Annotated in this window: 21 protein-coding genes; 14 read left to right on the plus strand and 7 right to left on the minus strand. The window is 62.9% G+C overall.

Going from position 1 to position 18,724, the window contains the following annotated elements:
• Positions 1-11 precede the first annotated feature (11 nt).
• From larB to MEFOE_RS11535, 3 genes are read left to right on the plus strand one after another with little or no spacing between them, the layout of a single operon-like run.
• Positions 12-788 carry a nickel pincer cofactor biosynthesis protein LarB gene (gene larB / locus MEFOE_RS11525; RefSeq protein ID WP_067052244.1) on the plus strand — a complete coding sequence of 259 codons (777 nt, stop codon included), beginning with the start codon at positions 12-14 and terminating at the stop codon, positions 786-788.
• Positions 785-1,291, plus strand: a complete 507-nt coding sequence (locus MEFOE_RS11530) for a nicotinamide-nucleotide adenylyltransferase (RefSeq protein ID WP_067052246.1) — start codon at positions 785-787, stop codon at positions 1,289-1,291. Before larB ends, MEFOE_RS11530 begins: the two co-directional genes overlap by 4 nt.
• Positions 1,292-1,332: 41 nt before the next feature.
• A complete protein-coding gene (locus tag MEFOE_RS11535; RefSeq protein WP_067052248.1) occupies positions 1,333-2,604 on the plus strand; it encodes a hypothetical protein in 1,272 nt (423 codons plus the stop codon).
• Here MEFOE_RS11535 and MEFOE_RS11540 read toward each other — a convergent pair.
• Entirely contained in the window at positions 2,591-3,343 is a 753-nt protein-coding gene (locus MEFOE_RS11540; RefSeq protein WP_235809620.1) for a metallophosphoesterase family protein, read from the minus strand. The genes MEFOE_RS11535 and MEFOE_RS11540 overlap by 14 nt on opposite strands.
• Before the next feature lie 31 nt (positions 3,344-3,374).
• On the opposite strand from MEFOE_RS11540, the gene MEFOE_RS11545 reads away from it, so the two are divergent.
• Together MEFOE_RS11545 and MEFOE_RS11550 are read left to right on the plus strand one after the other, a co-directional pair.
• Positions 3,375-3,716 (plus strand): hypothetical protein, encoded by a 342-nt coding sequence (locus tag MEFOE_RS11545; protein WP_067052252.1) that lies wholly within the window; start codon positions 3,375-3,377, stop codon positions 3,714-3,716.
• A gap of 28 nt (positions 3,717-3,744) precedes the next feature.
• On the plus strand, positions 3,745-4,224 hold the full coding sequence (locus MEFOE_RS11550; RefSeq protein ID WP_067052254.1) for a hypothetical protein: 480 nt from the start codon (positions 3,745-3,747) through the stop codon (positions 4,222-4,224).
• A gap of 382 nt (positions 4,225-4,606) precedes the next feature.
• On the opposite strand, the gene MEFOE_RS11555 is transcribed toward MEFOE_RS11550, so the two are convergent.
• Together MEFOE_RS11555 and MEFOE_RS11560 are read right to left on the minus strand one after the other, a co-directional pair.
• Positions 4,607-4,927, minus strand: a complete 321-nt coding sequence (locus MEFOE_RS11555; RefSeq protein WP_067052256.1) for a hypothetical protein — start codon at positions 4,925-4,927, stop codon at positions 4,607-4,609.
• A gap of 72 nt (positions 4,928-4,999) precedes the next feature.
• Entirely contained in the window at positions 5,000-6,172 is a 1,173-nt protein-coding gene (locus tag MEFOE_RS11560) for a redox-regulated ATPase YchF (protein ID WP_067052258.1), read from the minus strand.
• 42 nt (positions 6,173-6,214) lie between these two features.
• On the opposite strand from MEFOE_RS11560, the gene MEFOE_RS11565 reads away from it, so the two are divergent.
• From MEFOE_RS11565 to MEFOE_RS11580, 4 genes are all read left to right on the plus strand, one after another.
• On the plus strand, positions 6,215-6,805 hold the full coding sequence (locus tag MEFOE_RS11565) for a pyruvate kinase alpha/beta domain-containing protein (protein ID WP_067052260.1): 591 nt from the start codon (positions 6,215-6,217) through the stop codon (positions 6,803-6,805).
• A 4-nt stretch (positions 6,806-6,809) separates the two neighbouring features.
• A complete protein-coding gene (locus MEFOE_RS11570; RefSeq protein ID WP_067052262.1) occupies positions 6,810-7,658 on the plus strand; it encodes a DUF7847 domain-containing protein in 849 nt (282 codons plus the stop codon).
• A 205-nt stretch (positions 7,659-7,863) separates the two neighbouring features.
• A complete protein-coding gene (locus MEFOE_RS11575) occupies positions 7,864-8,088 on the plus strand; it encodes a type II toxin-antitoxin system HicB family antitoxin (protein ID WP_067053268.1) in 225 nt (74 codons plus the stop codon).
• Positions 8,089-8,101: 13 nt separating this feature from the next.
• Positions 8,102-8,242, plus strand: a complete 141-nt coding sequence (locus MEFOE_RS11580; protein WP_235809621.1) for a type II toxin-antitoxin system HicA family toxin — start codon at positions 8,102-8,104, stop codon at positions 8,240-8,242.
• A 216-nt stretch (positions 8,243-8,458) separates the two neighbouring features.
• Here the strand turns inward: MEFOE_RS11580 and MEFOE_RS11585 are convergent, their stop codons facing one another.
• Positions 8,459-9,658 (minus strand): DUF92 domain-containing protein, encoded by a 1,200-nt coding sequence (locus tag MEFOE_RS11585; RefSeq protein ID WP_067052264.1) that lies wholly within the window; start codon positions 9,656-9,658, stop codon positions 8,459-8,461.
• A gap of 116 nt (positions 9,659-9,774) precedes the next feature.
• Between MEFOE_RS11585 and MEFOE_RS11590 the strand changes: the two genes are divergently transcribed.
• The 4 genes from MEFOE_RS11590 to MEFOE_RS11610 all read left to right on the plus strand — a co-directional run bounded on the left by MEFOE_RS11590 (position 9,775) and on the right by MEFOE_RS11610 (position 15,878).
• Entirely contained in the window at positions 9,775-12,366 is a 2,592-nt protein-coding gene (locus tag MEFOE_RS11590; protein ID WP_067052265.1) for a valine--tRNA ligase, read from the plus strand.
• Between the two features lie 150 nt (positions 12,367-12,516).
• Positions 12,517-13,995: a flippase gene (locus tag MEFOE_RS11595; protein ID WP_235809622.1), complete on the plus strand. Its 1,479-nt coding sequence runs from the start codon at positions 12,517-12,519 to the stop codon at positions 13,993-13,995.
• Positions 13,996-14,748: 753 nt separating this feature from the next.
• On the plus strand, positions 14,749-15,588 hold the full coding sequence (locus MEFOE_RS11605; protein WP_067052269.1) for a MerR family transcriptional regulator: 840 nt from the start codon (positions 14,749-14,751) through the stop codon (positions 15,586-15,588).
• A 98-nt stretch (positions 15,589-15,686) separates the two neighbouring features.
• The gene (locus MEFOE_RS11610) at positions 15,687-15,878 is read left to right on the plus strand and encodes a hypothetical protein (RefSeq protein ID WP_067052271.1); all 192 of its coding nucleotides are present in this window, start codon (positions 15,687-15,689) and stop codon (positions 15,876-15,878) included.
• 369 nt (positions 15,879-16,247) lie between these two features.
• Here the strand turns inward: MEFOE_RS11610 and MEFOE_RS14770 are convergent, their stop codons facing one another.
• From MEFOE_RS14770 to MEFOE_RS11625, 3 genes are all read right to left on the minus strand, one after another.
• Entirely contained in the window at positions 16,248-16,613 is a 366-nt protein-coding gene (locus tag MEFOE_RS14770; protein ID WP_083523457.1) for a transposase, read from the minus strand.
• 126 nt (positions 16,614-16,739) lie between these two features.
• Positions 16,740-17,336 (minus strand): dTMP kinase, encoded by a 597-nt coding sequence (tmk, locus tag MEFOE_RS11620; protein ID WP_067052275.1) that lies wholly within the window; start codon positions 17,334-17,336, stop codon positions 16,740-16,742.
• Complete coding sequence (locus MEFOE_RS11625) at positions 17,327-17,992, minus strand: HisA/HisF-related TIM barrel protein (protein WP_067052277.1); 666 nt, start codon at positions 17,990-17,992, stop codon at positions 17,327-17,329. The genes tmk and MEFOE_RS11625 overlap by 10 nt, the downstream gene beginning before the upstream one ends.
• 44 nt (positions 17,993-18,036) lie before the next feature.
• Between MEFOE_RS11625 and MEFOE_RS11630 the strand changes: the two genes are divergently transcribed.
• Entirely contained in the window at positions 18,037-18,723 is a 687-nt protein-coding gene (locus tag MEFOE_RS11630) for a (5-formylfuran-3-yl)methyl phosphate synthase (protein ID WP_067052279.1), read from the plus strand.
• Position 18,724 lies beyond the last annotated feature (1 nt).

Raw genomic sequence — 18,724 nt, forward strand, 5'->3', positions numbered from 1 at the left:
ACTATTGGACCATGACTGCGGACACTATCCTGAGAGAGGTGCTTGCCGCGTACGCCGCCGGCAGGATCTCCCTCGACGATACCATTGACAGGATATCGGGGCTGAGGGTCGAGAAGGTGGGGGAACTCGCCAGGATCGACCTCGGGCGGGAGGTGCGGTGCGGCATCCCCGAGGCGGTGCTCGCGGAGGGAAAGGAGACGGCCGACCTGGTGGCGATCATGCTCAAACATGCCGGGGCCGCCGGGCGGTGCCTGGCGACGCGGGTCTCCCCTGAACAGGCGGAGGCGGTGCGGGCCGCGGCTGAGACGGCAGGCCTCGCGTTCAGGCACGAGGAGCGGGCGCAGGCGGTCGTCCTCTCGAAGGGAGGACAGCCCGAGAAGAACGGCGGGATCGTCGCCATCCTCACCGCGGGGACGGCCGACATAACGGTGGCCGAGGAGGCGCGTGTCGTCGCCGAGGAGATGGGCTGCGAGGTGCGGACCGCCTACGACGTCGGCGCGGCCGGGGTCCACCGCCTCTTCCCGGCACTGAAAGATCTGAACGGGGCGCACGTCTATGTCGTCGCCGCCGGGCGGGAGGGGACTCTCCCCGCCGTCGTCGCAGGGCTCGTGGACAGGCCGGTGATCGGCGTCCCTGTCTCGACAGGCTACGGTTTCATGGGCCAGGGTCAGGCGGCACTCGCGAGCATGCTCCAGTCCTGCTCCGTGCTGACCGTCGTGAACATCGACGCGGGCTTCGTGGCCGGGGCGCACGCCGCGCTCATCGCCTCCCTTGCGGGGCGGCCATGACGCGTGCCTTCTACATCGGGCGGTTCCAGCCGTACCACAACGGCCACCACTCGGTGATATCGAGGATCGCCCCCATGGTCGACGAGATCGTCATCGGCGTCGGGAGCGCCCAGCTCTCCCACGAGGTCGAGAACCCCTTCACCGCGGGCGAGAGGGTGATGATGATCGCGGCGGCCCTGGAGGAGATCGGCATCCCCTTCTATGCGATCCCGATCGAGGACCTCCGCAGGAACGCCCTCTGGGTCTCGCACGTCTACTCGATGACGCCGTACTTCGACGTCGTCTACTCGAACAACCCCCTGGTGATCAGGCTCTTCTCCGAGGGCGGCATGAAGGTGCAGACCCTGCCGATGTACATGCGCGACACCCTCTCGGGCACCGAGATCAGGCGGCGGATGGCGGCGGACGAGGACTGGCGCAGTCTCGTGCCGGAGAGTGTCGCCGACGTCATCGACCAGATCCACGGGGTCGACCGGATCAAGCAGATCGCCTGCTCGGACTGAGTGCCTGAAACCCTTTATAGCGGGCCACCGATAGATCGGTGATGTTCCGCTTTCTCAAGGGTCTTTTTTCAAAGAAAGAGGTAGAGGAGAGTCTCACGCTCACCGTCGACAGGGCGGGGGCGTGGCTGGACGCACGGGATGAGGAGGTCGAGGCCGGTCTGGAGGAGGCGACAGGGAGGTGCAGGACGGCTATCTCGGCCTCGCTGGAGGACCTCGACCGTCTCCTCGCAACGCTGAAGGACGCCGAAGGGCGGGAGGACGTCCACCCGAAACTGAAAAGCGTGACAGACCGCTCTCTCCCGGCCTTCATCGCTGCGATGGAGCAGCAGGCCGCCCATCCCCTCCCTGACGATGCGGACGGGTTCTATGCGGCGGCCGCCGAACTCCTCACCGGTCTCCTGAAGGCCCAGAAGGGGCAGGGGAGATACCTCGCCGCCGTATTCCCGGAGGAGATGAAGGAGGTCAGGGGGGTCACCCGGGATATCGGCCGGGAGATCAACGCCCTCACCGGCCTGGTGAAGGAGGCACAGGCGACGACGGCGCGGATCGGCGCCGCCCGCGCGGGCCTTGCCGCGGTCACGGGGGCGGGGGTCGAGACCGAGAAGCTCGACGCGGAGATCAGGGCGCTCAGGAAAAGGCTGGAGGCGGCCGACCCGGCGATCGCCAGGGACAGGGAGAGGCTCCGGGCGCTCACGGCAGGCCAGGACTATGCCGCCTGCATGACCGAGCAGGAGAGGCTTGCCGGACTGAAAAAGGAGGAGGACGGGGCCGTACAGGACCTCACGAACACGGCGGCCCAGGCGGCGCGGGTGATGAGGAAGGCGGCGCGGGTCGCGGGGCGTGCCCGTGCACAGCAGGACCTCCGCACCCTCGAAGCCTGCACCGCACTCCTGGACCGGCCGCTTGACGCGTGCCGCGAGGAGATTCTCCCCCTCGTCGAGGCCGCGGCAGGGGTCGTGCAGACGCAGATCGCGGGGGGCGACCTGGTCCTGAAAGGAAAGGACGACCTGGCACTCTTCGCGGACGCGGGGGCAGCCGCGAAGGAGATGGACGCGCGGATCGCCGCCCTCGACGGGGTGCGGGAGAGGGTCGCCGCCGCGGAGGAGAGGGTGCGGGCCTGCACCGCCCTCGGCGAGGCGCAGAGACTCGAAGAAGCGATCGCGAGCGCGGAGGCAGAGAAGGAGAGAGACAGGCAGGCGCTCGCAAGCGCGGAGGCGCGGAAGAGGACACTTGCAGACGGGGAGGCAGACCGCCTGCACCGCCTGGAGGAGGCCCTCGCCGCGGTGGCGGGCCGGCCTGTCACTCTAGCCTGAGATACCAGAAGCGGAGAAAGTCGGTGACGGCAAACTCCGGGTTCTCTCCGGTGCAGGCACCGAGCCGCGTGATGGTCGGCACGGAGAGGTCGATACGGGCCCCCGCGACAGGCAGGCCGGAGAGGGTTTCGGGCTTCAGGGGGACGGAGACGATACGGCCGTCCTTCTTCTGGCAGCAGAGGGGGACGTGCTGGTGGCCGCAGCAGAGGTGGGAGAGGCCCCGGCGTTCCAGTTCGGCGAAGGCCATCTGCGGCGTGTAGTGGTAGCCCGCATAACTCGGGCCTGGCACGCGGGAGAGGCGCTGCCAGAAGGGCTGCTCGGTGAGGACGTCACCGAGGCGGAGGGGGCCGCCGTGGACGAAGAGGGTGGCGTCGAGCACTGCCTCGACAGGGAGGCGGGAGAGGGCGTCGAGGTGGGGAGACCCGTTCAGGCGGCGGTGGGCCGCCTCGCTCCTCGCGTCGCTGCCGCTCACCGATATGCCGTGGATACAGGCATGGTCGTGGTTGCCGAGGAGGGAGACGAGGGTGACGTCCCCGGCGAGGCGCTCCACCAGGCGCAGGGTCTCGACCGGGGCGTAGCCGCGGCCGAGGAGGTCGCCGAGGTTCACGACGGTGTCGACCCGGCCGAAGAGCCGCGTGAATGCCGGTTCCTCCCGCAGGGCGAGGACGCGGGAGAGGGCCTCCGCGTCGGCATGGACATCGGAAAAGACAAGGACCGCCACACTATTGATCTCCGCCACCTCCCTTTTAAATGTGCGGCGCATAGATCAGATGGGATATATGTCGTGGCATGGGTTTGACAGCAGGGCATGGCTTGCCGTGCCTCTGGTTTCGTTCGGCGGGATTCTGGTATCGACTCTCGCCATCGTCGCCGCGGGCGACCAGATGCTCGTCACCCACCCCTTCTGGACGGTCGGGCGGGTGGCGTGCATCATCGCCGCATTCATCCTCGGGGCGATCGCCTACTCCACCGAGAAAAAAGACCTTGTATCCCTGATGGCGCCGGTTTTTGCGGTGATCATCTTTGTTATCGGCGACTTTTCCACCGGGCCGGTGATGCAGGTGCTCTTCGCCGCCACCATCACCTTCCTCGCGGTGAGGGTCAGGAAATAAATATCAATGCAGAAAGGAGGAGATGGATATGGGACGGGCAGAAAGGTACCTGGAGGCATATATCGAGAGAGTCGGGCCGCGGCTCGCGGGCCTGGACGGGACGACCGGACACGCCATCGCCTCGGCCCTCCTCAGTTTCAAGGTCGGGCTGTACGGGATCGCGGTGACGCGGACCGATACGGCACTGCAGAGGCTTGCGAAGAGGGAGGCCCCCGCGGCCGTCGCCACGGCGCTCGAAATCCTGAAGAAGCGTGCCTCCGACCTGCAGGCCTCGGTCGTCGTCTCGGAGGGGATGCCGGCATTCTCCGGGGACGACATGTCACTCCTCGCGATGGACCTCCCGGCCGATCAGGTCGAGGACGCGGTATCGTACACCCTGGACAATGCCTTCCTTCTCCTCTATGCGGCCGGACTCGTCTCGTCGCCCGACGACGAGCAGGCGCTCGACGAGCACCGGGGTTTTCCCCTCCAGGTCCTCGCCTCCTATGCGAAGCAGTTGAATTTATGAGCTGCTGAAGGCGCTTCTTTTTCGTGGGGTCGCTGTGCGGTCCCGGATCGATCCTCCGGATTGTCCGGGTATTACTTAATATCACCGATTTAAATGGCAGGACGCGGGGATCCCCTAAATTATGATAGGGGGTAGAGGGCAGTCTCACTCGTCAGGATCTCTGCTCTGTCTTCCCAGGGCCTATCCTATTTCCGGGGGTCTGGGGGCAACGAGAAGGTCGAAGACCTTCGAGGCAGTCCCCCGGCACAGATTGAGGGGAAGGCGGTGGCTCCACACTACTCGTCATGGAATCGAGAGAGGCATCGACCCGATCATGATATTTTCTCCAGAGTTCCACATGCGGGAGAGGAGAAGAAAAGGAGAGTTTCGGCATATGTTTCTCTCAGAACGAGTCGATGGAGACGCCGGTGAAAGACTCCGCGATCTCCCTGACCTCCTTCACGCCGAAGGCCGTCTGGACGGAGACGAGATCGATCTCGCTCGCGCACGAGCACATGTAGTCGAGGACGTCCACCGAGAGTTCGCGGTGCTGCTGGCTCTTCTTCAACTGGTCCATGAGGCGCGCCATCGTCTCCGGCGTCTCCATCCGCAGCTTCGCCAGGGAGACGACGCACATGAATATCCGGGAGAGGTTCCTGTCAGGTCCGGTGATGGTGTCGAAAAAGTTCCGCAACACCTGCGCCTGGTAGACCTCGCCGCCCATAGGTGAAAGTTCCCCCTTGCATATCAAAAAGGTATCTGTTTTGTTCCGGGGAAGAGGGGAGGGGGAGGCCCCTCACTTCCTGGTGCTCACGATCTTGATGATGTCGCCGTCCTTCAGTTCGGTGCTCTCCTTGATCCGCATGCCCGTCCGTGCGTCGACGGCATACAGGAAGCCCTCGCCGATCTCGGTGTGGACGCGGAAGGCGAGGTCCTTCGGGGTCGAGCCCTTCTTCATCAGGAAGGCGTCGGGGAGGACGCGGCCCTGCTTGTCGGTGAAGCGGTGCTCGTCCTCCACCGGGTAGACGACGATCTGGTCGAGGAGGTCGAAGACCGCCCTGTTGAGTGCTTGCTGGACGCCGGTGCCTTCGTACTTCTCCACGAGTCCCTGCAGCTTTTCGAGGGCCGCCCTCTGCGGGGCGCTGAGCTTCGCGTCGGGCTTGATGGCGAAGGAGGTGTCGCCGGGCAGATAGGTGATGAAGCCGCCATCTGCCGCCATCCGCAGGGCGAGTTCGGCCGCCGCGCTCGTCGGGATGCCGCCCATCTCCTTCATCTCGTCGATGAGCGCGTCCGGGGCCATGTCCATCTTGTTCGCGACAAAGATGACAGGCTTGGTCATCTCAAGCAGGCGCTCGCAGAGAGGGACGAGGTCCTCCTCGCTCGCCCGGCGCAGGTCGAGGTCGAGTTCGGCGGCGACCTCCTTGACCTCCTCGTAGGTGATGCCGAGGCCCGCGAGCACGCCGGCGACCCCCTCGTAGGCGTCGAAGGTCTTCTGCTGCGCCTGCCTCTGGAGGCGGGCCCAGTGTTTGGCCAGGATGCCGTGGACCCACATCGTCATCTCGAACTTCAGGAAGGTGACGTCACCCCGTGGATCGTGGCTGCCGGGCTCGACAGGGTTGCCCTCGGCGTCGGTGGCGCCGCTCGCGTCCACCACATGGAGGATGGCGTCGGCCTCCCTGAGGTTGTCCAGGAACTGGTTGCCAAGGCCCCTGCCCTTGTGGGCGTCGGGGACGAGCCCGGCGACGTCGACGAAGGCGACAGGCACGAAGCGCACGCCGTCGTGGCACTGGGTGCAGCCCTCGATGCCGAGCGTCTTGCACGGGCAGGTGGTGCGCACATAGGCGACGCCGTGGTTTGCGTCGATGGTGGTGAAGGGATAGTTGGCGATCTCGACCTGCGCCATGGTTGTGGCCTTAAAAAATGTGGATTTGCCGCAGTTTGGTTTTCCGGCCAATGCTAGCGTAATCATAACAATTCTCTTTTACGTTTGCACTCTTATTAATCTGGTACCATGGGATACAGCACGAGGAATACCTATTATTTCGACGCACCGGGCGCGGCGAACACGGAGGACGCCGCCCGCTTCGCGGTTGAGCGCGCACGCGAGGAGGGGATCGGCACCGTCGTCGTGGCGAGTTGCACCGGAAAGACGGCCCTCGCCTTCCTCCAGGCGATGAAGGGGACCGACCTTCGCCTGGTGGTGGTGACCCACGCCGTCGGCTTCTCCGCACCGGGCGTCTGGGAGTTCGACCAGGCGGCCGCGGAGACCCTCAGGGCGGCAGGGGCCGCGATCGTCACCGGGACGCACGTCCTCTCCGGTCTTGAGCGCGCGATCTCGCGGTCGCCGAAGCTCGGGGGCGCGTCGCGGACCGAGGCGATCGCCGAGTCCCTCCGCCGGACCGTCGCCGTCGGCCTGAAAGTGGCCGTCGAGTGCTGCCTCATCGCCGCGGACCAGGGCGCGGTCAGGGTGGACGAGGAGGTTGTGGCAGTCGGCGGGACGGCGACGGGCGCGGACACGGTCTGCGTGATCAGGCCGGCCCACACCGCGGCCTTCTTCGACCTCCAGGTGCGCGAGATCGTCGCCATGCCCAGGAACCGGTGATCGGGTGTTCGGGTCATTGCAGGAGGCGTTCAGCCTCCTTATCAGGGTCCCCCTGGTCTGGACGACCGGGATCATCATGGGCGCGGCCTTCGGTATCGACCTCGTGCTGGAGTTCTCGGGGGAGACGTTCTTTGCCGGGAAGGTCCTCCTCTTCGGCCTCCTCGTCCTCCCCTTCTTTGTCGCGGGGGCCCTCGGGGCGATGCACAGGAAGGACGGGAGCCTCGCCGCCTTCCTCGAGGAAGGGAAGAAGGGCTACTTCAGGGTCCTCCTCCCGGCCATCGTCCTCGCCTTTGCGGCCGCCGTGACCCTCCTCCTCCTCGCCGCTCCGGTCGCCCTCTTCACCGGCGAGAGCGCAGGCGGGGCGATCACTTCAGCGGTCATGGGAGTGGTTCTCTCCTTTGCCTTTTTCGCGTACTTCTACGACGCCGCGGCGGTGACGGAAGAACTCGGCATCTTCGCCTCCATCCAGAGGAGCGCGGCCCTGGTCTTCACCGACCTCTGGAACGTGCTCCTCTTCTATGCGGCGAACATCGCGGCATTCATCGGCATGGGCTTTGCAGCGCTCTTCCTCCTGACAGCCCTGCTCTACGATAAACTCGCCCCGATCGTCGAGAGCGGCGAGACCTTCGCCTTCGACGCCGTCAATGCCACAGCGACCCAGGCAGAGTTCGCCGCCATCCTCGGGCCCGACGGGATCTGGGCGACCGCCCTCGTCTACGCCCTCTTCATCGCCGTCTTCGTCCCCTTCGCCCTCGCCTTCAAGGCCGCCTTCTATGCCCGGCACATCAGGGAGGCCGAGGAGGAGAAGGTCGTGGGCGAGTACGACGAGAAGGGCCGATGGTACAGGTACTGAATAGAGAGTCACTCTTTTTTTCGGGGCGGGTGAGACTGCCGCTCATCTGAGAGGAGAGACGCACCTGGAGGATCACAACTCACTTCCTACGACGGAGTACCTGAGAGGATCATATCGAGGGGTGCACGCCGGATACAGTGCCGCCCGCACCCCCGGTCATATTTATGATTGTATACATCCCATGCACTATCAGGAGGGACCGTACATGCTGGTAAAATTCGATATCTACCATGATGGTGAGTTCTGGTGTGCCCGCGGCATGGGAGTGGACATCTTCACGCAGGGTAAAACGCTTGACGAACTCATGAATACTATCAAAGAGGCCGTCGAACTGCACTTCGAAGAGAATATCGATGCCGGAGAGCAGATCACGATAATATCCCTGACTGAACTTCAGGTTGGTCCAATTGCCAAAATCTCCGGTTGTTAGTGGCTTTCTTCTGGTGAAAGCACTCGGCTCGCTTGGTTATACCATCCTGCGACAGCGTGGCAGCCATGTTCAGTTGAGCAAGAACACACCTGCCGGAGAACACCGGATCACGATCCCCCTCCATGACGAGATCGCAAAAGGTACACTGAACTGAACGATATCGTCACAAAGGTTTCGCAGTGGAATTGTATCACAAAAGAAGACTTTTTTGATCTGCTGCGATAATGCGTCTTTCCTGCAGTCCCCTGGTGAAGCAGACTCCATCAGTCCCTCCTGGGCGAGATCTCCTCCCCCTTTTCCAGGGAGAACCAGAGTGACTCCAGACCAATTGCAATTGCCTCGTCGATCGTCTGTCGTATGAGCCTTCTCCCTAGACCACCATCAACGCGAGCAAAAATGCCGCCACGCCGCCTGCCAGGGTGGCGGCGAGGTTCGTGCCCGCATTCCCGAAGACCCCTCTGTTCTCCAGGGTCGCCCCGACGACGCTGTCCACGTTCGTGCCGATGAAACCGGCGACGATCCCGACGGCGGCGATGGGGAGGGAGGCGACGCCGAGGAGGAGGGCGGCGAGGGAGACGACGACAGCCGCACCGGTGGCCACGACCTCGCCGAGGACGGTCACTCCGCCGTTCGTGCCCGGCGGGACACGTTCGAGGGTGGTGATCAGGTACGGGTCGCCGCCCATCACCCCGATCTCCGAGGCGACGGTGTCAGCCGCCGCGGAGGCGACGCTCCCCAGGAAGAGGGCGATGAAGGCCTCGTGCCCGGTGATACCGAAGAGCACCGCCCCGGCCGTGGCGACGAGACCGTTCGCAAAGACATTGAAGTAACCGCGCACCCCGCCATGGGACTGCGCCACGCCCAGGGCGTCCTTCTCGCGGTACCTGAACTTCGTCGCCGCTGAGCCCAGGATGAAGAAGACGAGCATGATGAAGAACCAGCGGACGTCGGCAAAGACGATGAGGAGGAGGCCGATGATCGCACCTGAAAAGAGGCCGGAAAGGTCGGCGGTCTTCAGGCGGTAGGCGAAGTACCCGAAGGTCAGGCCGATGAGCGCCGCCACCGCGAGCACCCACAGGTCCACGATATAGCCGATCTCGTAGAAGAGTTGCTGCGCCATCGCCACACCCAGGGCCTCGATCATCAGGGCGTCCTCCCTGCCGGTGAGGGCGGCGCGGAGGAGCACGGCGACAAGGACGCCGATGAGAACGGTCAGCGGGGAGAAGACCCCCACATAATACATGGCCAGGAGACCTCCCGCGCACCCGGTCAGGAAATACGGGATATAGGAGCGCGGCCCTCCCCCGGTGACCCGGAAGGCGTACTCGCCGGGGACGACGATCGCCAGCGTCGCGGCAAAGACCGCAAGGGAAAGGAGGCCGAGGCCATAGAGCACCGCGGTGACGATGATCGAGACGGCGACAAACTTCGTCCCGCGGATCAGGAGGAGCACCCCGGAAACCAGGACGACGATCAGAGAGAGGAGCCACGCGGGCTGGATATGCGGGGCTACCAGAATTCCGAGTACGGCAAGGACCGCAGCGAGAGCAGGCCCAGTCTCCTGATGCATTCAGTTTTTTATTGGAACCGGGAAGAGATGAACTTTCCAGTCAGGGGCGGGCGTGCCGACTCTATTCGGCGACCCATATATTGATTTAAAAACTTGGAAACCAATAGTAAGGGAAGATGTCATCCTCGCATACGATCCCAAAGACCTATGATTTCCGGGAAGTGGAGGAACGGTGGCAGCGCACCTGGCGCGACGAGGACAACTACTTTGACCGCACCTCGACAAAGCCGCGGTTCATCATCGACACGCCCCCACCCTACCCGACAGGCAACTTCCACATAGGAAACGCCCTCAACTGGTGCTATATCGACTTCATTGCACGGTACAAGCGTATGCGGGGCTACAACGTCATGTTCCCGCAGGGCTGGGACTGCCACGGCCTGCCCACCGAGGTCAAGGTCGAGGAGATCCACGGCATCACCAAAAACGACGTCTCCAGGGAGGAGTTCCGCCGGATGTGCCGGGACCTCACCATCAGCAACATCGAGAAGATGCGCGCCACCCTGCGGCGCTGCGGGTTCTCGACCGACTGGAGCAACGAGTACATCACGATGCTCCCGAAATATTTCGGGAAGACGCAGCTCTCCTTCCTGCGGATGCTGAAGGCGGGCTACATCTACCAGAGCGAGCACCCGGTAAACTTCTGCACGCGGTGCGAGACGGCGATCGCCTTTGCCGAGGTCTCATACGAAGAGCGTGAGACAAAACTCAACTACTTCGACTTCGACGGCCTGGAGATCGCAACGACCAGGCCCGAACTCCTTGCGGCCTGCGTCGCCGTCGCCGTCCACCCCGACGACGAGCGCTACACGGCCCTCGCAGGAAAGCACCTGACGGTCCCCCTCTTCGGCCACGACGTGCCGGTGATCAGGGACGAGGCCGTCGACCCGTCCTTCGGCTCGGGCGCGGTGATGATCTGTACCTTCGGCGACAAGCAGGATGTCCACTGGTGGAAGCAGTACGACCTCCCCCTGAGGAAGGCCATCGACCGGAAGGGCCGCATGACCGCGATCTGCGGCCCGTACGAGGGCATGAACACGAAGGAGTGCCGCGAGGCAGTCCTCGCCGAAATGGAGAAGCAGGGTATCCTCAAAAAGCAGGAGACGATCGAGCAGAGGGTCGGCACCTGCTGGAGGTGCAAGACCCCGATCGAGATCCTCTCGGAGAGGCAGTGGTTCATCAGGATCAAGCCCGAGGAGATCATGAAGGCCGCACAAGAGGTGACATGGTACCCCGGGCACATGTTCACCCGCCTGGAGAACTGGGTCGAGTCGATGGACTGGGACTGGTGCATCTCCAGGCAGCGGATCTTCGCCACCCCGATCCCGGTCTGGTCCTGCGCGAAGTGCGGCGAGATCGTTCTCCCCGACGAGGCTGACCTGCCCATCGACCCGACGGTGGACAGGCCGAAGCACCCCTGCCCGAAGTGCGGGTCGGAGGAGTTCGTCGGCGAGCACGACGTCCTGGACACCTGGATGGACTCCTCGATCTCGGTACTGAATGTCACCGGCTGGGACGGGAGCGGCACGCCCGCACTCTTCCCGGCGCAGATCCGCCCGCAGGGCCACGACATCATCAGGACCTGGGCCTTCTACACGATCCTGAGGGCGGTCGCCCTCACCGGCCAGAGGCCCTGGGACCAGATCCTGGTGAACGGCATGGTCCTCGGCGAAGACGGTTTCAAGATGTCCAAGAGCCGGAACAACATCATCCCGCCCGAGGACATCCTCAAGGAGTACGGCGCCGACGCTTTCCGCCAGTGGGGCGCGATGGGCGGGGCCACCGGCCAGGACATCATGTTCAACTGGAACGATGTCGTCGCCGCGTCCCGTTTCCAGACGAAGATGTGGAATATCGTCCGCTTCGTGCTCACCCAGCTCGAACGCGAGGGCGTCCCCGACGACACACCGGTGACAGAACTCCTGGACCGCTGGCTCCTGGCAAAACTGACGGAGACGGTTGCCGAGGTGACTGACGCCCTGGAGACCTGCCAGTTCGACCAGGGCCTCAAGGCGATCCGGGACTTCACGAAGAACATCCTGGCAGACGACTATATCGAACTCGTGAAAGGGCGGCTCTACTCCGACGCCCCCGAGCGTGCGAGCGCCTGCCGCGCCCTTGCGATCACGATGGACGCCCTCTGCAGGATGCTCGCCCCCTACACCCCGCACTTCGCCGAGGAGTGCTGGGCCCAGTTCAGGGAGGGCTCTGTCCTGAAACAGCCGTGGGTCGACCTCGCTTTCGCGGACGCGGAGGCAGAGGGGCTCGGCGACCACGTGGTCGCGCTGACGGCCGAACTCAGGCGGTACAAGCACGACCTGGGCCTTGCCCTGAACGCCCCCTTCGGCAGGATGAATATCTATGCCCCGGAGTCCATCGACGACTGCGGCGACGTGGCGCGCGCCCTGAATGCGACGGTCGCCTGGAAGACGGGCGAGCCGAAGCTGGAGAAGGCGGTGGCCGGCGTCGAGTTCAACAAGGCAGTGATCGGCCCGGCCCTCCGCAAGCAGGCGAAGGCCTTCATGGCTGCGGTCGAGGCCCTGCCGCCGGAACAGATCGTCACCCCCCCGGCGACCGTCGTCATCGACGGCGAGGAGGTGGCTGTCCCTGAGAACGCCTTCACCCCGACCTTCACCTACCAGGTGGAGGGCGAGGCCGTGGACGTCCTCACTCTCGGCGAGGTCACCGTCACGCTGCGGCGTGACTGAGCCCTCACTTTTTTGTGCTGTTGATCCGTGATGGACGCGGGTCAGGAGAATTGCTCTTCCCGTGTCGGATCAGATCTCAGACCCGGGAGTCTTTTGATCACGCTCCTCAGAGCCGAAGTATTATTGAGACACTCCCCATACTATCAAACTGTGGTTTCTCAAGCCCGCTCCCTCTCCCGCATCATGGGCATCGACCCGGTCCGCCGGCAGAGTCTGATCAGTCTCGCCTCCACGGTCGGCCTCACCATGGCCGGTTTTGTTGCCACGATGTACTTTACCCATGTGCTCGGAAAGGCCGCATATGGCCCTTACGCTCTCTTTCTCGCGTACTATGGGATCTTCAATCTCATCGGCGACGGAGGGTTTGGCGGCGCGGCGGTCAAACGGATCTCAGCCGGGAGCGAACGGAACGAATACTTTACGGCCTTTCTCGTACTGAGAGTTCTTCTCCTTGCGCTCTCGATGACCGCACTCCTTGCCATCCGGCCGTTCATCGACGCCCTCCAGGGCGAAGGGATAGTATTCTGGCTGGTGCTTGCGCTGGTTATCGGGGTCTTCACCGGCGTCACGGGAAATGGTATCTACGGAGAAGGGAAGGTCGGCGTGAACCAGAGCGGAGGCCTCCTGAACAGTCTGGTAAAAATTCTTCTCCAGGTGGTCGCCGTCTTCTTCGGGTATGGTGTCGCCGGACTTGTCGGCGGGTTCGTCGCCGGTCTTTTCGTTGGTGGCCTTTTCAACCTCAGGTTCCTCTCTCTCAGACCGGCATGGTTCACAAGGCGCCACCTCAGAAACCTCAGCACCTTCTCATTCTGGATCTTCCTCGCGTCGAGCGGCGTGATCATCTTCTCGTACGCCGACACGATCCTGGTCGGCTACTTCATGACCGATGCCGACGTCAGTGTCTACCAGATCGCCTTCCAGTTCACCGCCGCCGCGGCCTTCACCACCACGGCGCTCCGCACGACCCTCTACCCGAAGATCAGCCGCTGGCACGCCGACCGGCACCCGGCCTGGATCGCCAATTCCCTCTCCCGCGCCTTCACCTACTCCCTCCTCCTCGCGGTCCCGGTCGCGGTCGGCGGCTGGGTCCTCGGCGACCGCCTCCTCTACTTCTTCTATGGCGCGGGTTTTGCCGAGGGGGCAGCGGTGCTCAGTATCCTCCTCCTCGTGCAGGTGGTCAATGTCTTCATGTACCTCCAGACGATGACGCTCAGTGCCATCGACCGACCCAGGGAGTCATTCTATGCCACCGGGACGGCGGCGGTCGTGAACGTCGTCCTCGACCTCGCCCTCATCCCCATCCTCGGGATCGAGGGAGCGGCGGTCGCCACCCTCGTGACGATGGTCGTCAACGCCACCATCGCTCGTCACTATCTTTCAAAACAGATCACGGTGCGTCTCGAACGCGGCCCGGTCCTCCACATACTCCTCGCCGCGGGAGCGATGGCCCTCGTGCTCATCCTGTACCGGACTGTCATTCCCCTCACAAACGTCTTCATCGCTCTCGCCGCCATCGCCCTCGGCGGGGTTGTGTATGGACTTGTGCTCATGAAGGCCGATCGTAGCATCCACGACGAACTCCGCGACCTCGTCGTGCAACTCGGGGTACCCTTGCCGCGGTGGCTGTGAATATCGGGGGAGTGCGTGAAAAGGCGTGAGGATCGGATTTGCCGCCCCAGATCAGAAAATGTTTCCCGTAATCTTTGCGCCGGGGGTTTCACATCTCGGAGATCCACAAGAATGTTCACTCGCGTATGTTTGGGCCAGGTTTTCATGCTGTGCAACGAGACGACGGCCTCCACTTTTCCTGCTGGCGTCTCTTTTGAGAGACGTACATGACTCCCGGCCTGGCCGCTTACGGTGAAACCATACTCTTTTGAGAAGATTTTATCACTGTCTCGCCGGAGACCGGCTTACGCCCCGGCACCACCGGCCACCTCAAATATCGTGATGATGGGCCTTCTTCTCTCTTCTAACGGAAAATCTGTGCACCTGTCACCGAGTGCACGAGCCTCACGCCAGAGGTGTGAGGCTTCGGCAAGATACAACTCCGTGGCTTCCTTGAGGTTTGCTACCGACTCTTCCCCCGTCTCTCCCTGACCGACGGTGCCCACTTCCGGGCATCCGGGTACATGTCATCTTCTCCAGAGAGCACAGCCGTGAAGGTCTTCATGATCTCATCACCGGGGTATCATCGCCCTTCAGAGAGATACTGCTGAAAAAGATAGCATGAGGGGCATCCCGTCCACCAGGCGCGAGGGAGGTGAGGGACCGAGATGCTGTCTCTGGTCCCCCACCCTCTGCCCCCGACTCCCCGCAAACTCGCACCCGGAGGAGAGAACCAGGTGCTATTATCACGCCCTTCCATCGATTGATCATACCATGCCAGTCGATCAGATCCCGATCGGGACATTCTCGCACCTGACCAGGCTGTCGAAGAAAGCGCTGCATTGTTATGACCAGAAGGGCCTCCTCGTGCCGGCGACAAAGGATCTCTGCTCGGGATACCGGTACTATGCGATCGCACAGATCGACCGGGCCGTCAGGATCCGCGCCCTTACCGGCCTCGGCTTCTCCCTGGACGAGGTGGCGGTCGTCCTCGACGCCCGGGACCGCGGGGAGAGGGAGGTCATCGCCGGGTTGATGCAGGCGCGGCGCCGTGCCGTGAGGGAGGAGATCGGTCGTCTGCGCAGGGTGGAGCGGGTGCTGTCGTCGGCAGACCCGCTGAAGGAGTTGTTTAAAATGTCACTCACAGAGTGGACAATCAAGGAGATCGCGCCCCTGCGCGTGATCTCGACGCGGGAGAAGGGAGCATATGGAGAGGTCACCGGCCAGATGATCGAGAGACTCTGTCAGGAGGTCGCATCCCCGGAGAACACGAACGCGAGGGTGAAGGTCTCGGGTACTGTCGTCTCGATCTGCTATGCCGGCGACAATGAGGGAAACGACTGCGACGTCGAAACGGCCCTCCCGATCACCGGGGCGGTGACGGTCAGGGATCCGACTATCGAGGTGCGCGTGCTGCCCGGGTGCCGCGCCCTCTCGGTGCTGCACCGGGGACCGTACGAGAATCTCCCCCTCGCCCACCGGGAGGTCAGGGAGTATCTCGACGCACATGACCTCAGCCAGAACGGCCCCGAGCGCGAGGTCTACCTCAACGACCCGGCAGAGGTCGCGGCAGAGGACCTCGTGACCGAGATCCAGTATCCTGTCCGGGACTGATCCGGGCCCCTGCATTTTTTCTGGATGCCCACCCGCAACCTCTATCATCCCGGGAAGGGACGATCCTGTATGTACAGACACACGACAGAGGAGACGTAATGCCGCGTGAAGCGCTCTATGTGGGGCTTGCCTGCCTCGTCGCGGCCGCGGCCCTCTGGTTTCTCACGGCCAACCTCGTGGTGAGCGGCCTCCTCGCCCTTATCGGCATCGTCCTCGTCCTCCTCGGAATGCAGACATCGGAATATACAGAGGAACCGGAGGACGACGAGGGGATCGAACAGGAGGAATAATCTCCTCCGACCCTGCGGGTGATGCGCAGAGAGAGAGCATATCCCAGAACTCTCGTTCACTCTCCCCATCTCTGCATGGGGGCTCGGGAGAAAACTTCATGATCGGGTCGATGTCTTCCCGAATTCCCTGAAGAATCATGCGAAACCACCGCCTTCCCCCACCTCTCTGCCGGGGGACCGACGCCCCCGGACCCCCGAAACAGGATAGGGTCGGGGAAGAGAGACCAGAGATCCTGATGAAGGAGATTGCCCTCCGCCCCCTCTCGCAATGAGGGGGGGGACCGGGGGGTGAAACCCCCCGGACAGACACGAGAACAGGATTTTTCAGAACCACATACCGATCATTCCATCGACAGGACAGACAGTAGATCAGTTTTGGGATGACCTCGCCATCAAATCCGATGATACCCCTTTTTTTGCGGGAATAGACTTCGTATCTATCGAACAGTGCGAAAGATCAACGATTTTGAGATCGTATCCTCGCCGAAGAAGATCAAAAAATAGACCCTGATATCCTCTGTTCTCGCATAGATATTGATGAAATCGATGTACCGTCGATTTTGTTCCATATTTTTCGGGTACATCGCTCCATGTACATCCTGTAGTAAGAACAAAGAGAATTCCATTCATTAAAAGACGAAGATCAGAACGCGGTCGTCCTGTGCGAGGTTTCTGAGGAGGGAGGTAATCGCTGATGATTAACCAGAGGTCATCATCGATCTCGCTGAATGCCACGATATAAGGTTTTAATCGTATGTGATTTATAATTCGGCAATGTGGCTACGGGATCACTTTTGGGATATGCTCATGGAAAAGGACATCCCCTTCCTCAAAAAAAGGGTCGACGAGATCTTCGAAGGGCTATCTCCCTGACCCGGCCCGCCGTCTGATCTCGGCGGCGACAAAGTCCAGCACCGCCTCTTTTTCGAGCATCGCATCGACGAGGACGAAGCGTTCGGGCTCGGCCTCCGCAAACCGGAGATAGTTTGCCTGGACGGCGGCGAGGACCGCAGCCTCCTCGAAGTGCTCCTTGTGCTCCTTGAGCCGCGTGACCGCCGCCTCCACCGGGAGGATAAAGAGGAAGGTGAGATCGGGGACGACGGTGAAGGGGGCGTGGACGGCCCGCAGCCATCCTTCGGGGTCGGGCATCGTCCCCTGCAGGGTCACCGCCTGGTACGCGTACCGGGAGTCCGAGTACCTGTCGGAGATGACGATCTTCCCCGCCGCCAGGGCCGGTCTCACGACATGGGTGAGGTGGGCGGCATGGTCGGCGACAAAGAGGAGGCACTCGGTGATGGGGTCGCGGTTCTCGGCGATCGCACGCCGAACCGCCTCGCCCACCCAGGTGGCCCCGGGCTCGCGGGTGACCACCGGGCCGAGGTCGGCAAGGGCGCCGGCAAGGCCGGCGACGAGCGTGCTCTTCCCGCTCCCGTCGATCCCCTCGACGGTCACGAGCATGTCCGCCCCTCCTCCACCCACGCGAGGGGGATCGTCCCCCTGTGCACGCCCGTTGCCACGATGGCGCCGTCGAAACCCGCACCCTCCAGGACGTCGAGGTCGCGCACCCCGGCGACGCCCCCGCCCCAGAGGAGGCGGCCCGGATAGGCGGCCCGGATCTCTTCGAGGTCGGCAGGCAGGCCGCAACCCGTGCCGACGCCCCCGATATTCAGGAGGATGCACCCGGCAAAGGGGAGGCCTGCCGCCCTCTTCAGCACGGCGACCGGGGCCTCTCCCGACGGGATCACCAGCCCGCCCTTCACGTCGACAGAGAGGAAAGAGCCAGGATAACGTGCGAGGTCCTCCCCTGCAGTCTCTGTCCCGACGACATTGACGACGCCGCCCATCAGGTCGGCCGGGCCGCGGCACCCCCTGTCGACATAGCACCGATCCACCATATCGGCAAGACGCCGGATCACATTTTCGTGATCGCCAACGCCCTCGATACGGTCAAGGTCCGCGATATAGAGGTACTTCGGTGCGAGGTCCTCGCAGTAGGCGACAGGCTCGACCGAGCGCGCCAGACCCCATGTGAGAGGGGCATAGGTCTCCCGCTCCCCCTTCGCCCCATGGACGACAGAACCGCCTTTCAGGTCCATTGCAAGAATACATTCCATGACTTCAACGCAATCACTATTAGGATTAAAGATCATTAATTCCTATGCGATTATTGGTCAGCCCTAGCAGTATTGAGGAGGCCCAATCCGCACTCGCAGCCGACATCATCGACGTGAAAAAACCGTCCGAAGGATCGCTCGGCGCCAACTTCCCCTGGGTGATCCGGGGGATCAAGGAGATGGCGGAAAAACCGGTCAGTGCTGCCATAGGCGATTTTGATTACAAACCTGGAGGCGCAGCCCTTGCAGCATACGGGGCTGCGTGCGCTGGTGCTGACTATATCAAGGTCGGGCTCATGTTCGACGGCAGAGATAAAGCCTACGAACTGAGCAGGGCCGTTGTGAAAGCAGTTAAGGACGAATTCCCGGAGAAAACCGTCGTTATCGCCGCATATTCCGATTACGAGAGGCTCGGCACGATCTCTCCCTTCGTCGCCGCCGAAGCGGCAGCCGAAGCAGGCGCCGACGTCGCCATGATCGACACCGGCAGGAAAGACGGAAAGAGCACCTTCTCGTTCATGGATGCGGACGCCCTTGCCACCTTTACCGAACAGAACCGCAGCCTCGGGGTGGCGACGGCCCTTGCAGGTTCGCTGAAATTTGAAGACCTCACCACCCTCAAGACCATCGACCCCGAGATCATCGGGGTGCGCGGCATGGTCTGCGGCGGTGACCGGACCGATGCCATCCGCCCTGAACTGGTGGAAAAGGCACTTGCCATGATCAGGTGAG

The sequence above is a fragment of the Methanofollis ethanolicus genome (genome assembly GCF_001571385.1).
Lineage (GTDB): Archaea > Halobacteriota > Methanomicrobia > Methanomicrobiales > Methanofollaceae > Methanofollis > Methanofollis ethanolicus.

What these genes read in the sequence shown, in the direction of transcription:
- larB (WP_067052244.1), top strand. Translation starts at nt 12, where the DNA reads ATGACTGCGGACACTATCCTGAGAGAGGTGCTTGCCGCGTACGCCGCC.
- MEFOE_RS11530 (WP_067052246.1), top strand. Translation starts at nt 785, where the DNA reads ATGACGCGTGCCTTCTACATCGGGCGGTTCCAGCCGTACCACAACGGC.
- MEFOE_RS11535 (WP_067052248.1), top strand. Translation starts at nt 1,333, where the DNA reads ATGTTCCGCTTTCTCAAGGGTCTTTTTTCAAAGAAAGAGGTAGAGGAG.
- MEFOE_RS11545 (WP_067052252.1), top strand. Translation starts at nt 3,375, where the DNA reads ATGGGATATATGTCGTGGCATGGGTTTGACAGCAGGGCATGGCTTGCC.
- MEFOE_RS11550 (WP_067052254.1), top strand. Translation starts at nt 3,745, where the DNA reads ATGGGACGGGCAGAAAGGTACCTGGAGGCATATATCGAGAGAGTCGGG.
- MEFOE_RS11555 (WP_067052256.1), bottom strand. Translation starts at nt 4,927, where the DNA reads ATGGGCGGCGAGGTCTACCAGGCGCAGGTGTTGCGGAACTTTTTCGAC.
- MEFOE_RS11560 (WP_067052258.1), bottom strand. Translation starts at nt 6,172, where the DNA reads ATGATTACGCTAGCATTGGCCGGAAAACCAAACTGCGGCAAATCCACA.
- MEFOE_RS11565 (WP_067052260.1), top strand. Translation starts at nt 6,215, where the DNA reads ATGGGATACAGCACGAGGAATACCTATTATTTCGACGCACCGGGCGCG.
- MEFOE_RS11575 (WP_067053268.1), top strand. Translation starts at nt 7,864, where the DNA reads ATGCTGGTAAAATTCGATATCTACCATGATGGTGAGTTCTGGTGTGCC.
- MEFOE_RS11585 (WP_067052264.1), bottom strand. Translation starts at nt 9,658, where the DNA reads ATGCATCAGGAGACTGGGCCTGCTCTCGCTGCGGTCCTTGCCGTACTC.
- MEFOE_RS11590 (WP_067052265.1), top strand. Translation starts at nt 9,775, where the DNA reads ATGTCATCCTCGCATACGATCCCAAAGACCTATGATTTCCGGGAAGTG.
- MEFOE_RS11605 (WP_067052269.1), top strand. Translation starts at nt 14,749, where the DNA reads ATGCCAGTCGATCAGATCCCGATCGGGACATTCTCGCACCTGACCAGG.
- MEFOE_RS11610 (WP_067052271.1), top strand. Translation starts at nt 15,687, where the DNA reads ATGCCGCGTGAAGCGCTCTATGTGGGGCTTGCCTGCCTCGTCGCGGCC.
- tmk (WP_067052275.1), bottom strand. Translation starts at nt 17,336, where the DNA reads ATGCTCGTGACCGTCGAGGGGATCGACGGGAGCGGGAAGAGCACGCTC.
- MEFOE_RS11625 (WP_067052277.1), bottom strand. Translation starts at nt 17,992, where the DNA reads ATGGAATGTATTCTTGCAATGGACCTGAAAGGCGGTTCTGTCGTCCAT.
- MEFOE_RS11630 (WP_067052279.1), top strand. Translation starts at nt 18,037, where the DNA reads ATGCGATTATTGGTCAGCCCTAGCAGTATTGAGGAGGCCCAATCCGCA.